Origin of the sequence: Streptomyces polygonati (assembly GCF_042650325.1) — a bacterium.
GTDB classification, from domain to species: Bacteria; Actinomycetota; Actinomycetes; order Streptomycetales; family Streptomycetaceae; genus Actinacidiphila; species Actinacidiphila polygonati.
The window spans coordinates 70,202-85,183 of sequence record NZ_JBHSBB010000010.1; the positions used below are offsets into that span (position 1 = coordinate 70,202).

The 14,982-nt window shown below is 71.2% G+C and carries 15 protein-coding genes; 6 read left to right on the plus strand and 9 right to left on the minus strand.

Going from position 1 to position 14,982, the window contains the following annotated elements; genetic code table 11:
* Positions 1–48: 48 nt before the first annotated feature.
* Together ACFO3J_RS13020 and ACFO3J_RS13025 are read right to left on the minus strand one after the other, a co-directional pair.
* Positions 49–1,038 carry a glycosyltransferase family 2 protein gene (locus ACFO3J_RS13020; RefSeq protein WP_386429336.1) on the minus strand — a complete coding sequence of 330 codons (990 nt, stop codon included), beginning with the start codon at positions 1,036–1,038 and terminating at the stop codon, positions 49–51.
* Positions 1,035–1,217: a hypothetical protein gene (locus tag ACFO3J_RS13025; RefSeq protein WP_386429338.1), complete on the minus strand. Its 183-nt coding sequence runs from the start codon at positions 1,215–1,217 to the stop codon at positions 1,035–1,037. Before ACFO3J_RS13025 ends, ACFO3J_RS13020 begins: the two co-directional genes overlap by 4 nt.
* Before the next feature lie 156 nt (positions 1,218–1,373).
* On the opposite strand from ACFO3J_RS13025, the gene ACFO3J_RS13030 reads away from it, so the two are divergent.
* Positions 1,374–1,916, plus strand: coding sequence for a type 1 glutamine amidotransferase domain-containing protein (locus tag ACFO3J_RS13030; RefSeq protein WP_386429340.1), 543 nt, complete (start codon positions 1,374–1,376; stop codon positions 1,914–1,916).
* A 46-nt stretch (positions 1,917–1,962) separates the two neighbouring features.
* On the opposite strand, the gene ACFO3J_RS13035 is transcribed toward ACFO3J_RS13030, so the two are convergent.
* Together ACFO3J_RS13035 and ACFO3J_RS13040 are read right to left on the minus strand one after the other, a co-directional pair.
* Positions 1,963–2,433 (minus strand): hypothetical protein, encoded by a 471-nt coding sequence (locus ACFO3J_RS13035; protein WP_386429342.1) that lies wholly within the window; start codon positions 2,431–2,433, stop codon positions 1,963–1,965.
* Positions 2,434–2,511: 78 nt separating this feature from the next.
* On the minus strand, positions 2,512–3,096 hold the full coding sequence (locus ACFO3J_RS13040; RefSeq protein WP_386429344.1) for a Dps family protein: 585 nt from the start codon (positions 3,094–3,096) through the stop codon (positions 2,512–2,514).
* A gap of 232 nt (positions 3,097–3,328) precedes the next feature.
* Between ACFO3J_RS13040 and ACFO3J_RS13045 the strand changes: the two genes are divergently transcribed.
* Positions 3,329–4,315 (plus strand): DUF1702 family protein, encoded by a 987-nt coding sequence (locus ACFO3J_RS13045; RefSeq protein WP_386429346.1) that lies wholly within the window; start codon positions 3,329–3,331, stop codon positions 4,313–4,315.
* Positions 4,316–4,487: 172 nt separating this feature from the next.
* Here the strand turns inward: ACFO3J_RS13045 and ACFO3J_RS13050 are convergent, their stop codons facing one another.
* Positions 4,488–5,954 (minus strand): MFS transporter, encoded by a 1,467-nt coding sequence (locus tag ACFO3J_RS13050; RefSeq protein ID WP_386429348.1) that lies wholly within the window; start codon positions 5,952–5,954, stop codon positions 4,488–4,490.
* Between the two features lie 208 nt (positions 5,955–6,162).
* On the opposite strand from ACFO3J_RS13050, the gene ACFO3J_RS13055 reads away from it, so the two are divergent.
* The 3 genes from ACFO3J_RS13055 (at position 6,163) to ACFO3J_RS13065 (ending at position 9,368) form a co-directional block, all read left to right on the plus strand.
* Complete coding sequence (locus ACFO3J_RS13055; protein ID WP_386429350.1) at positions 6,163–7,146, plus strand: DUF1702 family protein; 984 nt, start codon at positions 6,163–6,165, stop codon at positions 7,144–7,146.
* Positions 7,147–7,244: 98 nt separating this feature from the next.
* Positions 7,245–8,531, plus strand: coding sequence for a cytochrome P450 (locus tag ACFO3J_RS13060; protein WP_386430198.1), 1,287 nt, complete (start codon positions 7,245–7,247; stop codon positions 8,529–8,531).
* Positions 8,532–8,618: 87 nt separating this feature from the next.
* Positions 8,619–9,368 carry an SDR family oxidoreductase gene (locus ACFO3J_RS13065; RefSeq protein WP_386429352.1) on the plus strand — a complete coding sequence of 250 codons (750 nt, stop codon included), beginning with the start codon at positions 8,619–8,621 and terminating at the stop codon, positions 9,366–9,368.
* Here ACFO3J_RS13065 and ACFO3J_RS13070 read toward each other — a convergent pair whose 3' ends face one another.
* Together ACFO3J_RS13070 and ACFO3J_RS13075 are read right to left on the minus strand one after the other, a co-directional pair.
* Positions 9,369–10,769, minus strand: coding sequence for an FAD-dependent oxidoreductase (locus tag ACFO3J_RS13070; protein WP_386429354.1), 1,401 nt, complete (start codon positions 10,767–10,769; stop codon positions 9,369–9,371).
* Positions 10,770–11,045: 276 nt separating this feature from the next.
* Positions 11,046–11,330, minus strand: a complete 285-nt coding sequence (locus ACFO3J_RS13075) for a hypothetical protein (RefSeq protein ID WP_386429355.1) — start codon at positions 11,328–11,330, stop codon at positions 11,046–11,048.
* Between the two features lie 319 nt (positions 11,331–11,649).
* On the opposite strand from ACFO3J_RS13075, the gene ACFO3J_RS13080 reads away from it, so the two are divergent.
* On the plus strand, positions 11,650–13,101 hold the full coding sequence (locus ACFO3J_RS13080) for an MFS transporter (protein WP_386429357.1): 1,452 nt from the start codon (positions 11,650–11,652) through the stop codon (positions 13,099–13,101).
* A 124-nt stretch (positions 13,102–13,225) separates the two neighbouring features.
* Here the strand turns inward: ACFO3J_RS13080 and ACFO3J_RS13085 are convergent, their stop codons facing one another.
* Positions 13,226–13,816: a TIGR03086 family metal-binding protein gene (locus ACFO3J_RS13085; RefSeq protein ID WP_386429359.1), complete on the minus strand. Its 591-nt coding sequence runs from the start codon at positions 13,814–13,816 to the stop codon at positions 13,226–13,228.
* Positions 13,804–14,838: a sigma-70 family RNA polymerase sigma factor gene (locus ACFO3J_RS13090; protein ID WP_386429361.1), complete on the minus strand. Its 1,035-nt coding sequence runs from the start codon at positions 14,836–14,838 to the stop codon at positions 13,804–13,806. The genes ACFO3J_RS13085 and ACFO3J_RS13090 overlap by 13 nt, the downstream gene beginning before the upstream one ends.
* Positions 14,839–14,982: the final 144 nt, after the last annotated feature.

Sequence of the window (14,982 nt, forward strand, 5' to 3'; positions counted from 1 at the left end):
AGCCGGCCTGCGAGCGGGACTCCCCCGCGACGGCGATCCGAGCGGCGCTCACGACGCCGACCCGCCGCTCAACCGCCGGTGCCCGGAGCGGCGTTCGCGGATCACCCGGGCGCGGACCGCCAGCCACCACAGCGCCTGGGCCGTCTCGCGGGTGCCGTTGAGCGGTGTCGTCCTGCCCCCGACACCGTGCCCGCGCAGATCGTCCAGCAGCCACTTGGACATCAGCCGGCCGGTCTTCAGCGGACCCCAGTCGGGGTCGGTCAGCAGGTAGTAGTAGCGGTTGCGGCGCATATTGATCCGGGTGTAGTCGCTGCCGGTGCCGCCGCCCCCGCCGCCGTAGTGCTGGATTCCCAGGTCGAGCAGCAGCGCCACCCGGTAGCCCGCCCAGCGGGCCCGGCGGCACAGGTCGACCTCCTCGTAGTACGTGTGGAAGGTCGGATCGAAGGCGCCGATCTCGCGGAGCAGCGCGGCCCGGACGAAGAAGGCCGCCCCCTGGACGTAGGCGTGCTCGAAGGTGCGCGGCGCCCGGCCGTGCGCGCTTCCGGCCGGCGACGGGTGCGCGATCCCGTCGCCGATGAAGACGTGCTGCTCACCCGCCCACAGCGCGGTCCGCGACCAGTCGTTGAACTCGGTGAGTTCGCTGCTCTGCGCGTCGTAGCCGTACTGCATCGGGCCGACGACGCCGTATTCGGGCCACTTCTCGGCGAACTCCAGCAGCCCGCGGACCAGTCCCGGCGGGGACCAGGTGTCCGGGTTGACCAGGAAGACATGGTCGGCGCCTTCGGCCAGCGCCCGCTCGATCCCTACGTTGTTGGCGCCGGTGAAACCGAGATTCCGGCTGTTCCGGGTGATGCGGATGTCCGGGTAGTTCCGCGCCACGTGCTCTGCGCTGCCGTCCGCCGAGGCGTTGTCGACGAAATGGACGTCGAGGTCGAAGCCGGTGGTGTCACTGGCGGTCAGGGACGTGAAGCAGCGGTCCAGCCAGGTGAGTTCGTTGGTGCCGACGGTGATGCAGGCGACGCGGGGACGCGCGGTCATGTGGGTACCGTTCCGATGGCGGCGATGAGCTGCTCCTCGCTCGGCGGCAGGGCGTGGTCGAGCTCGTCGGACAGCTTCTCGGCGACGGCGAGGGCGACGGCGAGGGTCGCGAGTCGTGACGGATCACTCCTGTTCCGCGCACAGCGCGTCGATATTACCGTCCGGGCGGTCGTGCGCATCCCTGGGAAAGCACCAGTGCGCGCGCTTCCCGATGACCGTGTCCGGCGCCCGAGGCGTTTTGAGTGCGCGCCGCCGGGTGCGAGGCTGGATGGGGAGGGGGGAACTCGGGGACTCGGGGGAGTGAGAGTTCAACGATTTCCGAAGGAGCCTCGACCATGGCACAGACACTTGAGGGCCGGAAGGTAGCCATCCTGGCCGCCGACGGCGTCGAGCGAGTGGAACTCGAGGAACCGCGCGGCGCACTGCTCGGGGCGGGGGCGGACACCGAGCTGCTGTCCTTGCACGGCGGTGACATCCAGGCCCGCCAGATGGACCTGGACGCCGCCGGGACCTTCTCCGTCGACAAGCTCGTCTCCGATGCCTCCGTCGACGACTACGACGCGCTGCTCATGCCCGGCGGCACGATGAATCCGGACCAGCTGCGCACCAGCGCCGACGCGGTCGCCTTCGTCAAGGCGTTCGCGGAGGCCGACAAGCCGATGGCGACCATCTGCCACGGACCGTGGACGATGGCCGAGGCCGATGTGCTGCGCGGACGCCGCATCACCTCCTACCCCAGCATCCGCACCGATCTGCGCAACGCCGGCGCCGATGTGGTGGACGAGGAGGTCGTCGTCGACGGCAAGCTCATCTCCAGCCGCTCCCCGGCCGACCTGCCCGCCTTCTGCGCGACCGTCGTCGACCGGTTCGCCCTGTGACGAAAGACGGAAGGGGCGGGGCGGAAGCCCGCCCCTTCTGTGCTGCTCAGCCGTCGAGCCACGTCAGCACCGAGACGGTCAGCGCCGCGTAGGCCAGGTGCGGCACGATGTCGGCCGCCCAGTCCCCGGCCGTCCAGGTCCGCGGATCGGTCACCTTCAGTACGGTCATCGGGCCGTTGGTGCCGATCAGCGCGCCCACCGTGGCGGCGGCGTAGGTGACCGCCACCGGCGGGCGCCAGCCGGCCGCGCGGGCCAGGCCGAGGACCGCGCCCATCCCCACACCGGCGGCGATACCGGTGAGCGGGGCCAGGCCGGCGATCCGATTCCGCCGCTTGGCCGCGTTCCCGGGGACCGCGACGTGCAGATCCCGCGCGAGGCGCTCCACGGTGGCCTCGGGCGTGTGGCTGGCCGGCCGGCCCCGGAAGGTCATGTCGAGGTAGGTGACGCTGTCCAGGACGGTCGTGCCCGCGGCCCCCGCCGCGGCGCCGTACATCACGCCTTTGAGCAGTGTGGTCATGGTGTCCTCGGGGCTGAGGAGACGGGCCAGGGGAGACGGGCCGGGGAGACGGGCCAGGGGAGACGGGCCGGGGAGACGTCAGACGTGCACCAGGGGTGTGTCCACCAGGTGCTCGGCGATGAACCAGCACTGCAGTTCGCCGGTGCGGATCACCTCGGAGACCAGCAGGTCGTTGGTGCCGTCGTCGCCCATCTCGGCGGTGCGGGCGGCGGTGTCGTGCGAGTCCACGAGGATGAGCTCATGCGCTTCGAGCAGGCGCGAGAGCATGGCTGGCACCTCCTCCACGCCGTCCGGCGGGCGCGGGACCGAGGTGATCTCCGCCGCGTGGCGGGGGTCGCCCACCGCGACGCCGCCCAGCGACTGCATCCGCTCGGCGATGGTGTCCACCAGTTCCAGCTGCTCGCCGGCGTGCTTGTCGAGGAGAAGATGCAGCTGGTAGAAGGTCGGGCCGCGCATGAGCCAGTGGGATTTCTTGTAGAGGCTGTACAGCATCTGGGTGTCCGCGAGAATCCGGCTCAGCCGCTCGCAGGAATACATGCGCGCGTCGTAGGAGAGCCCGATGGGGAACTGCTTGACGGTGCCGAATTCCTGGATCACGCCGCTCTTCTGGTGCAGCCACGGCTGACTGCTCTTCGTACGACCGGACGAATTGCTCTTGGACATCGCGCCAACCTTCCGGGAGTGCCTTGGTCGGGCTGTGCAGCACGGTGCGAAGCAGGCGGTATCGGTGCCGACGACCGCCGACCTCATGCTAATGAACCCGGCGCATTCCGGCCCGGCGAGCGGGCCAGCGGGGGTTACGGCGCCCGGCCTCACGGTCCGGCAATACGGAAGAGGCGCCGCGGGCCCCTCGGTCCGGATCATGGGAGCCCTGGCGACTCCTGGGAGGCAGTCGATGTCCACCGTGTTCGGTTCGCTGCGCAGGCTGGCCATGGCGCCGTCACTGGCCGCCGTGACCTTTCAACGGCGCGGATTCCCGGTCCGGCCCTCGGAGATCACCGAACGGCTGGAGGCGATCCCGCAGTCGGTCATCTGCGGATTCGAATGGGCGATCGACTCGCGCGACCAGTGGGAGGTGGAGCGCCGGCTGGCGGTCGTGGAACCCGAGCTGCGCGGCTTCGCCTACGAGGGCGCCACGATGGCGTTCACCATCCGCGACGCGATGCGCGGGGAGCGCTCCCGCGAGTTCCTGCTCGGGCCCGCGCAGCCGTACATCTTCCTGACCTACATCGGGATCGGCTTCGCGATGGCGCGGCTGCCGCGCCGGCTCTGGGCGAAGGTGCTCCCGGACCTGGGCGGCTCGCCGTACTACCCCACCATGAGCTGGCTGGCGGTGGACGGCTACGGCTTCGACCGGGCGTATTTCGACACCAAGCGCTGGGTGGACGAGAAGCTCGTGCCGGCGCCGTACCCGTGGGCCGGCGATCCCGACTACTTCCTGCGGGCGGTGGACCAGGGGATCGGGCGGGCGCTGTGGTTCATCCACGGCGCGGACGTCGTCCCGGTGGCGGCCCGGGTGGCCGGTTTCCCGGCGCACCGGCAGGCGGACCTGTGGAGCGGGGTCGGCCTGGCGGCGGCCTTCGCCGGCGGCGCCGAGGCCGCGGATCTCACCGAGCTGCGCAAGCGGGCCGAGGAGCACCGCCCCGAGGTCAGCCTGGGCGCGATCCTGGCCGCGAAGGCCCGGGACTACGCCGGTCACATCCCGCGCTACAGCGCCGACGCCACCCTGGCGCTGACCGACCTCACCGTCGCCGAGGCGGTGGAGCTGGCCGACAGCACCGAGGGTGACGCGCGCACGGACGGGCCGGTGCCCGCGTACGAGCTGTGGCGGCGCAGCATCCGCGCCCGCCTCGCTGAGCGGGACGGGCGGCTCGCGGGCTGATCCGCGGACCGAGCACAGCTGTCGATCCGGGCCGGTCCGGCGCCACAAGGCGCCGGACCGGCCCGTCCGTGTCCGCCCGCTCAGACCGGCACGGCGAAGGCGGCAGCCCCCTCCCCGGAGGGGGCTGCCGCCCGGCCCGACGGCCGTCCGGCCGACCGGCCGTCCGCGGCGGTCAGGCGCCGCGGACACCCGGGCCGACGCGGGGAGCCGCGTCGGTCTCGGGCCGTGGTGGGTCGGCGGCCGCGCCGGCCGCGGGCGGCCTGCCCACCGCCAGCGCGACGACGGCGGCCAGCACGCTCACCGCGGACAGCACGTACCAGCCGTTCCGGTAGGCGTGCACCGCCCCGCCGAGGCTGTGCGGGGTGCCGAGGACACCGACGAGCACCGCGACGCCGAGCACCGCGCCGATCTGGCGGGCCATGGTGATGACACCTGCGCCGGTGGCCAGCCGCTGGGGCGGCAGGGCGGTGGCGCCGGCCGCGGTCAGGGTGGGCAGGCACAGCCCCACACCGACGCCGCCGATCAGGAAGCCGGGCAGCATCGCGGTCGCGTAGTGCGGTGTCGCGCTGACCGTCAGCGGCCACCACAGGATGCCGACGCCGAAGAGCAGATTGCCGACCGCCGACACCGGGCCCGGGCCGAAGCGCCTGGCCAGCGAGCCGGAGACGACCACGAGCGCGGGCACCATCAGCGGCCCGGGGGCCAGCGCGAGCCCGGTGCGGAGCGCCGAGTAGCCCCAGACGTCCTGGCACCACAGCGCCGAGGACAGCGTCACCCCGGCGAAGGCCAGCGTGAACAGCAGCATCGAGGCGCTGGCCATGCTGAATCTGCTGTTGCGCAGGATCGCCATCTCCACGATCGGGGCCGGATGCCGCCGGGACTGGCGCAGGAAGCCGGCGAGCAGCAGCAGCGCGACGGCGAAGCAGCCGAGCGTGCGGGGGTCGCCCCAGCCCCACTCATTGCTCCTGACCAGTCCGAGGGAGAGCGCGCCGATGGACACGGTGACCATCACCGCGCCGAGGAGGTCGGGGCCGGCGCCGGAGCGGTCGGAGGCCACCTTGGGCAGCACCCGCGCGCCCAGCGCCAGCGCGACCACGCCGATCGGCACATTGATGATGAACACCCAGCGCCAGCTGGCCTGCACCAGCACTCCGCCGAGCACCGGCCCGAGCGCCGCCGCCACACCGCCGACCGCGCTCCAGGCGCGCACCATGCCGGCCCGGCGGGCGGGTTCGGTGACGGCCAGCATCAGGGCGAGCGAGGTCGGCAGCAGCGCCGCGGCGCCGACCGCCTGGATGCAGCGGGCGGCCACCAGCCAGCCCACCGAGCCGGCCACCGCGCACATCGCCGACCCCACGGTGAACAGCGCCAGGCCGAGTTGGAAGCCGATGCGCTGTCCGTGCCGGTCGGCGAGCCGGCCGGCCACCACCAGCAGCGCGGCGAACACGATCGCGTAGGCGTTGAGCACCCAGGAGAGCGCGCCGAGCGACGCGCCGCTGAGATCACGGCCGATATCCGGAAGGGCGACGTTCACCACGAAGAGGTCCACATTGGACACAAAGACAGCCACGAATATGGTGGCCAGGACCGCCACCTTGGGAACCGGTCTGACCGGTTTGCGATTTCCAGTCTCCACCATGCGGGTCAGGCTAGCGCCAAGATATTTCCAACGGTAGTCCCGCCCGTGCTCGGATACGGTCGGATACGCTGCCGGGGCCGATCGGGCAATTTCTCGATCCCGGCTGAATCAACGGGTGCCAACGGGCAATTTCGGAGTAGGCAGCTGCCACCGGGGGCTGGAATGATCGGCAACACAATTGCGCCGGTCGAAAGCCCGGAAGGAGACCATGGTGACCAGTCCATTGCGTTCGCTCAGGCGTCGCGTTCTGACACCCAATGATTCCGAGACAGAACTCTCCGTGCGCGGCTTCCATGTGAAGGATGCCCCGGCGCGCGATCTCCTGGAGACGGTGGGCCGCACGTTTCTGCGCGGCTACGCCTACGCCGCCGAGGCGAGCGAACCGGCCGAGGCCGAGGAGCGGCTGGAGGAACTGCCCAGCAGGTTCCGCGGTTTCGGGTACGAGGGGGCCGCGATGGGGTTCGCGGTGCGCGACGGCCTGCCGTTCGGCCGGCACGACCTGGTCGAGACGTTCGCGCGCGGCCGCGGCCGGGACCACATCTACATGGTGTACGTGGGGGTGGGCTGGGCGATGGCCCGGCTGCCGCGGTTCCGCTGGCCGGTGGTCAACGTCACCGATCCGCTGCTGCGCTGGCTCGTGCTGGACGGATACGGCTTCCACCAGGCGTACTTCAAGACCCAGAAGTATGTGCACCAGCAGTACCGGGAGCCGTCCTTCCCCTGGCCGGCCGAGGGCCCGCGCTGGTACGCGGACCGGGCGATCGACCAGGGCATCGGGCGGGCGCTGTGGTTCATCGGCGGTACGGACCCGGTGGAGGTGGCCCGGCTGATCGACCGGTTCCCCGAGCCGCGGCACGAGGACCTCTACAGCGGCGCGGGGCTCGCCGCGACCTACGCCGGCGGGGTCACCGAGCAGGAACTCCTCACCTTCCGCGAGCTGTCCGGCCCGCATCTGCCGCTGGTCGCGCAGGCCAGCGCCTTCGCGGCCACCGCGCGGTTCGAGGCGGGGCTGCTGGTGCCGCACACCGATCTGGCCACCAAGGTGCTGTGCGGCATGCCCGCGGTGCAGGCGCACGAGATCAGCGCGGCGGCCAAGCCGGTGCCGCCGTTCTCCGGTGACACCCCGGCCTACGAGGTGTGGCGGCAGCGGATCGCCGCCCAGTTCGCCTCGGTCGAGGAGACCGGGCGGTGACCGCCGTCGACACCGGTCTGGTCCGGGGCGCTCCGACCGGGGGCGGCCTGGAGCCGCCGGGACCGCGGCGGCGGGAGGCGCCGAACCTGCTGCGCCGGATGGCCAGGAACCGGCTGGAGGTGATGACGCAGGTGGCGGCGCGCTTCGGCGACGCGGCGCGGCTGCCGCTCGGTCCGAAGACGCTCTACTTCTTCAACAGCCCGGAGCACGCCAAGCACGTGCTGGCCGACAACCCGGCCAACTTCCACAAGGGCATCGGTCTGGTGCACGCCCGCAAGGCGCTGGGCGACGGCCTGCTCACCAGCGAGGGCGAGCTGTGGAAGAGCCAGCGCAGGACGATGCAGCCGGTCTTCCAGGCCAAGCGGATCAACCTGCAGCTCAACGCGGTCGCCGACGAGGCCGAGCTGCTCACCGCCCGGCTGCGCGGGCACATCGGCCACGGCTCGGTCGATGTGCGCAAGATGATGACCGAGCTGACGCTGGGGGTGCTCGGCCGGACGCTGCTGGCCGCCGACCTCAGCGAATTCGCCTCGATGGGCGACGACTTCGAGGCCGTGCAGAACCAGGCGATGTTCGAGATGATGTCGCTCAACGCCGTCCCGGGCTGGCTGCCGCTGCCCCACCAGCTGCGCTTCCGGCAGGCGCGGCGCAGCCTGGAGCAGGTCGTGGCCCGGCTCCGGGCCGACCGGCTGGACCATCCGCGCGCCGTCGGCGACGACGTGGTGAGCCGGCTGATCGAGGCGACGAAGGAGGAGCCGGACCGGGCGGTCGCGCTGACCCGGATGCGGGACGAGCTGGTCACCCTGCTGCTCGCCGGGCACGAGACCACGGCCTCGACGCTGAGCTGGGCGTTCTATCTGATCGACCGGCATCCGGAGATACGGCGGCGGCTGCACGAGGAGGCGGTCTCGGTCCTGGGCGGCGGGCCGCTGTCGCTGGCGGACATGCACAGCCTCACCTACACCACCCGGGTGATCGAGGAGGTGATGCGGCTCTATCCGCCGGTGTGGATCCTGCCCCGGCTGGCGCAGGAGGCGGACGAGATCGGCGGCTACCGCGTCCCGGCCGGCGCCGACGTGCTGATCTGCCCGTACACCCTGCACCGCCATCCGGGCCACTGGGACCGGCCGGACGACTTCGACCCGGACCGCTTCGAGCCGGGCAGGTCCGCGGGCCGGGCCCGGTACGCGTACATCCCGTTCGGGGCCGGTCCCCGGTTCTGCGTGGGCAACAACCTGGGGATGATGGAGGCCACCATCGTGCTCGCCACCGTCGCCCGGGATCTGCGGCTGACCGCGGTGAGCGGCTACCGGGCCCAGCCCGAGCCGATGCTGACGCTGCGTATCCGCGGCGGGCTGCCGATGACCGTGCACCCGGCGGGATGATCCCCCTTTCGATGAATTTCACCTCCGGGCGGGGTCTCTATTGGTGAGACATATCAACGAACGAGATCGACGAACGAGGAGATTTCCATGTCGCTATCGGAGGTCGCGGGCTCGACCGTGATCGTGACCGGCGCGAGCCGCGGCTTCGGCCGCGGCACCGCGACGGCGCTCGCTCAGGCCGGGGCCCGCGTCATCGGGCTCGCCCGGGACGGCGAGGCCCTGGAGAAACTGCACGGCGAGTTGGGCGACGCCTTCATCGGGGTCCGTGGCGACGCCACCGACCCCGAGCTGGCCGCCGAACTGCTGGTGCGCTACGAACCGCGCACCGTGGTGCTCAACGCGGGGGCCAACCCGGTCACCCGGCCGATCCAGGAGCACACCTGGGACACCTTCCGGAACAACTGGGAGGTGGACGTGCAGCAGGTGTTCAACTGGGTGCGGGCGGCGCTGCGCCAGCCGCTGCCCGCGGGCAGCAGTGTCATCTCCATCTCCAGCGCGGCGGCGCTGCGCGGCTCGCCGCTCAGCGGCGGCTACTCCGGCGCCAAGGCCACAGTCCGCTTCATCTCGAACTACGCGGCGGCCGAGTCCCAGAGCCGGGAGCTGGGGATCCGCTTCCTGTCCGTCCTGCCGATGCTCTCGCCCGCCACCGATCTGGGGGCGAACGGGGCGGCGGCCTACGCCGCGGCCCAGGGCATCACCACGGAGGCCTTCGTCCGCAACATGGGGACGATCCTGACTCCTGAGATCGTCGGCGACGCGCTGGTGGGCCTGGCCGGAGATCCGCACCAGACCCACCTCGCCTACATGCTGACGGCCGACGGGCTCAACCCCGTGTAGCTAGACGGCCGTTGTCGAGGCATCGCTCCGGACCGAGGCGTCAACCGGTTCCGGAGCGGGGCCTGTGACGGGTGTCCCCTTGCCGCGCAGGACCCGCAGCATCACCGCCGGCGTCATCAGGGACTCGGGTCTCGCCACCAGCCCGGCCGTGCGCAGGAACATGGCGGAGAGTTTCGCGTCGGTGCTCGCAGCGACCTGGAGGCGGGGGATGAACATATTGCCCATCTTGACCTTCATGGTGCGCTTGCCCTCCGTGCTGGGGAAGCCGAGGTCCGCGCCGGCCGACATGTCCCACGGCGCGTTGATGGTACGGGCGACATCGCGCAGATAGGCGCGCGGGTTCGGCTCGGCGTCCCGGCTCAGGTGCTCGCGCAGCAGATGGGCCTCCATCGCCGCCACCGTCATCCCCTGTCCGTAGACCGGGTTGAAGATGCAGGCGGCGTCGCCGATCAGCAGCAGCCCGGCGGGGAAGCGGGGCATCTTCTCGTAGTGGCGCCGTACGCTCTGCGGGAACTGGAAGGTGACCGGGTCGCCGAGGAACTCCGCGTCCCGGACGGCCCGGTAGATCTCCGGCACCGGCAGCGACTTGACGTACGCCAGGAATCCGGCCCGGTCGGTCGGCGGGCGCTCACCGGCGATACCGGTCAGCGAGACCGAGTGCCGGTCGGGCAGCCGGGCGTAGATGGCGCCGCGCGGTGAGCCGGGGGTGGCGACCGGGATGCTCGCCAGGTCCTCGCCCAGTTCGTCGGCCTCCCGCTCCACCAGGAAGTCGCCCGTGGTGTAGGTCAGGCCCATCTTGACCCGCTCCTCGACGACCGCGGCGTAACCGAGTTCTTCCAGCCAGCGGGCGGTACGCGAGCCGCGGCCGCTGGCGTCCACCACCAGGTCGGCGGCGAGCACCTGCGGGACCGAGCCCTCCTCCTGCCGCTGGACCCGGGCGCCGGTCACCCGGGTGCCGCCGGCCGCCGCCTGGAGTCCGAGGATGTCGGTGCGCTCCATGAAGGAGACATTGGGCAGGGCGGTGACCCGGGAGCGCAGCCGGGCCTCCAGCAGCGGGCGGCCGGCGCCCACACAGATCAGACCGGTGTGCACCTGCTTGAGCATGCGGCCGTCGAAGTACCAGCGGAGATGCTCGCTGAAGTCACCGACCGGGGCGCCGTGCGCGACCAGTTCGTCGGTGAATCCGGGGAACAGCTCCTCCAGTATCTGCTGGCCGCGGGCGAGCAGCGCGTGGATGTGGCCGCTCTGCGGCACGACCCGGCGGGCACCGGTCACGCCGGCCAGCGTGTCGCGGTCCACCACCAGCACTTCGCGGTAGGTCTCGCTCAGTGCCCGCGCCGCCAGCAGCCCGGATATGCTCCCGCCCAGTACGACGGCACGCTCCCTCATTCTTTCGCCCACCGTGGCCTCCTTTTAGGCAATGGCTCGAATCACACGGATGAAGTCCGTAATTCATGGTAGTGATCCGGCCACTCTGGCTATTTCTTCATACGTGCCCCCCTCTCTCAAAATTTCCTGAAATCGCCTTCCGCCGGGCGCTCGGCGGCGGATAGGATAAAACCGCTGGCTGTCGAATGCCGAATTCCGATGAAAAAAAGGCAGCCTCGGTCCGGGGACCGAGGCTGCCTCGATGTGTGTACGGCGGTGGCGCCGCTGCGACCTGGGTGTCCGGCCGGCTCAGGCGGACAGGTGGTTGTGGACCGGCAGGACGGAGACCTCGGGCAGTTCGGTGATACCGGCCTTGCCCGCGGCGGGGCCGACCACATCACGGCTGAAGGCCTCGAACTGGTCGGGCGACTCCCAGATCTCGGTGATCTGGATTCCGCCGTCGATGGCGGTGGCGAAGTGGAAGAGTTCACCCGGGGCGGCCGCCCCGCCCGCGCTGAAGCCCATGTCGGCCAGCGCCTGGTCGTACTGCTCGAGTGTCGCGCCCTTGAAAGTCATCACTGCGGCTATGGGCATGGGTGATCCTGCCTTTCGGGTCGGATTCCGTCGCCGGACGGGCCCGCCGTCGCTGTAGGCGCGGCGGTGTGGAGTTGAGCATGCAGGAACGGTTCATCCGCCGACTTCTCCAGTCGTGCTGTGCGGAGATCCTCCGCGGGGCGATGAGTTTCACGGCCGGGCGAGGTCTTTATTCGTGAGGGCCGCGTCCGCCGTACGTCCGCACCGAGCGGGCGGGGGAAGGGCGTCGGCCCGTGCATCACAGATGTGTGCGGGTCGGCCGGCGGCCGAACGCAACGGCGCCGCGGGCCTGAGCCTCGGCCGAACTGGAGGGTTCCAGATGTCAACAAGCACGGAGGCGTCCGCTCCTCCCACAGGGGTGGTGGCGACGCTGATCCTGGCCTCGCTCGGTGCATTCCTCACGTCTCTCGACGTGGTGGTCGTGTCGACGGCACTGCCTACGCTGCAGTCCCACCTGCACGCGAACCTGTCGGACCTCGAATGGACGATCAACGGCTACAACCTCGCCTTCGCCAGCCTGATGCTCACCGGCGCCGCGCTCGGTGACCGTTTCGGCCGGCGCAATATGTACGTACTCGGCGTCGGTGTCTTCACGCTGTCGTCCATCGCCTGCGCGCTGTCCAGCTCCACGGGTTCGCTGATCGCGGCCCGCGTGGTGCAGGGCGCGGGGGCGGCCGTGGTGCTGCCGCTGACCCTCACCCTGATCAGCGACGCGTTCCCGATCGAGAAGCGGGGCGCCGCGATCGGCATCTGGGGCGGTATCACCGGCCTCGGTGTCGCCGCGGGCCCGGTGCTGGGCGGTCTGATCATCCAGGACATCTCCTGGCAGTGGATCTTCTGGATCAACGTACCGGTGGGCGCGGCCGTCATGGTGCTGTGCCTGGCGCTGCTGAAGGACAGCAGGGGCGCTCGTCCGCAACTGGACCTGGTGGGCGTGGCATTGGTCTGCGCCTCGCTGTTCGCCCTGACGTGGGCGCCGGTGCGGGCCCCGTCGATCGGCTGGGGCGACCCCGAGGTGATCATCGCGCTGGTGGTCGGCGCGGTCCTGATGGGAGCGTTCCTGACCTGGCAACGGCGGGCGCGCTTCCCGATGCTGCCGCTGGAGTACTTCTCCAGCCGCGGGTTCTCCACGGCCAACGGCGTCGCTTTCTTCCTGTCCTTCTCGCTCATCGGCTCGCTGTTCATGATCGCCCAGATGTTCCAGGTCGGACTGGGGTTCAATCCGCTCCAGGCGGGCCTGCGCATCCTGGTGTGGACCGCGATGCCGATGCTGATCGCCCCCATCGCCGGCGGCCTGTCGGACAAGATCGGCAACAAGCCCTTCATGATGTTCGGCCTGATCCTGCAAGGCGGTGGTCTGCTGTGGCTGGCGCTGGTCTCCAAGCCGGACGTGGCCTACACCACGCTGGTGGGCCCGCTGATCGTGGCCGGTATCGGCATCGCGATGGTGTTCCCGACCGTGGCCAACGCCGTGGTGGGTTCGGTGCCGATCATCGACTCGGGTGTGGCGGCCGGTACGAACAACACGGTGCGTGAGGGCGGCGGCGTCTTCGGTGTCGCCGTGCTGGCGGCCGTCTTCGCGGCCAACGGCGGCTACAGCTCGCCGGCCTCCTTCATGCACGGCTTCAAAGCCGCCGAGATCGTCGCCGCGGTGGTGGCGATCGTCGGCGCCGGAGTCGCGGCGCTCGCGCCCAACAAGCAGCAGGCGGACGCGGCGAACCCGAACGCGCTGCTGGTGCCGGCCACGCTCCAGACGGCCGAGCAGGTCTGACCCGCTCGCGGCCGCCCGCCCCTCGGGTCGGGCGGCCGCACATGCCGCACATGACGCTCGCCGCCGGACCCTGTCGATCGGGTCCGGCGGCGAGTCGTTTCTGCGGATGTCCCGGCCGGTCCGTTCAGCCGCCGGGCCGCCGGCCGAGATAGGCCACCAGCCGGTCGCTGGGGCTGGCCGTCGGGGAGATGGGCACCGGCGCGGCGAACAGCAGCGGCCGCGCCCCGTTGTCCACGAACAGCGGGGCCCATTGCAGCATGGCCAGCGCCAGCGGGGTGGGGATCGGCCGGTGCAGACCGCACGCCTCGGCGATGTCCCAGCCGTGCACGGCGATCTCCACCGCCCCGACGAAGGCCACCGTCTCGTCGGCGAGCGACAGTTCGCCCACCTCCATGCCCGGCTGGCCCACGGCCATCCGCCGCCAGGCGACCAGCAGGTCGAGAGCGCCGTCGCGGAAGGCGCCGACCAGTTCGGTGGACCGCCCGCCGGGCACCCGGCCGCGGCCCGGCGCCGGATTCAGCTCGATGCAGCGGTCTTCGGCGCCCTCGCGCAGCGCCGACATGGAGTCGTTCACATGGCACAGCAGGGTGTCCAGGTCCCACCCGGAGCAGGGTGTGGGGCGGGACAGCGCGTCGGGTCCGACGCCCTCGACGGTCTGCAGACCGTAGTGGACGGCGTCCTCCAGCAGTCGGACCGCCCGCTTCAGGCCGACCATGACGGCGCCGGCGACGTGGCGGAGTGCAGTTCCCTGGGCAGGCCGAAGAAGGGGAACAGCGCGGGGTCGCGGAAGGCGATGATCCGGGCGACCCGGTGCTCCCGCAGCGTGAGCAGTTGCAGGGCGTGGGCGTGGTAACGGCCGTCGGCGCCGCGCCAGTAGGTGGCCATGGCGGGCTGGCCGTCGTTGGCCGTGGTCTGCACCAGGCGCTGGGCGCCGGCCGCGGTGAAGACGCGCTCCCCCAGGAAGCGGCCGACGACCGCCTTGCCGGCGAACCAGACCGGCTCCGGCGGCATCTCCAGCCGTACGTCCTCGCGCAGCAGTTGGAGCAGCGCGTCGACGTCGGCGTTCTCGAACGCCTTGGCGTAGCGGTCGAGCAGGACGCGGTTCTCGCCGTCCAGGGAGTCGCTGATGTCGTCCTCGGTGGGGGCGATCTGCTCCAGCTGCGCGCGGGCGCGCTGCAGCGCGCTGTTGACCGCGGCGGTGCTGGTGTCGAGCAGCTTGGCGACCTCGGCGGCCCGCCAGGCCAGCACGTCCCGCAGGATCAGCACCACCCGCTGCTTGGGCGGGAGTTGCTGGAGGGCCACGATCAGCGCCAGCCGTACGCTGCCGCGCGAGGCGACCACGGCGGCCGGGTCGACGGGCAGGTCCGGGATCGGCTGGACCCAGGGGACCTCCAGGCCGGCCGGGTTGAGCGGGCCGGTCGGGTCGTCGCTCGCGGTGCTCAGGCCGGCCGGCACGAAGCGGCGGCTGTGGTGTTCCAGGGCGGTGAGGCAGGCGCTGGTGGCGATCCGGTAGAGCCAGAAGCGCAGCGAGGAGCGGCCCTCGAAGCCGTCGTAGGCACGCCAGGCGCGCAGATACGTCTCCTGGACCAGGTCCTCGGCGTCATGGACCGAGCCGAGCATGCGATAGCAGTGCGCCAGCAGTTCGGGGCGGAACTGTGCGGCCCGCCGCACAAAGGCGTCAGCCGGCATCTCCGTCTCGGCCTCCTCGACAGGTCGCTGGCCACTCAACGTGTTCACCAGTACTCCCCCAAGGTCAGTGTGAAGCACCTCCACCTAATTAAGACCGGCCGCGGCCGGGAAACTCATCGCTGACCGCCGCCCGGTTTCCGCGGGACGCGGAGAGAGGGCCCCATGGACACCCCAGGACACCCCGGGACACCC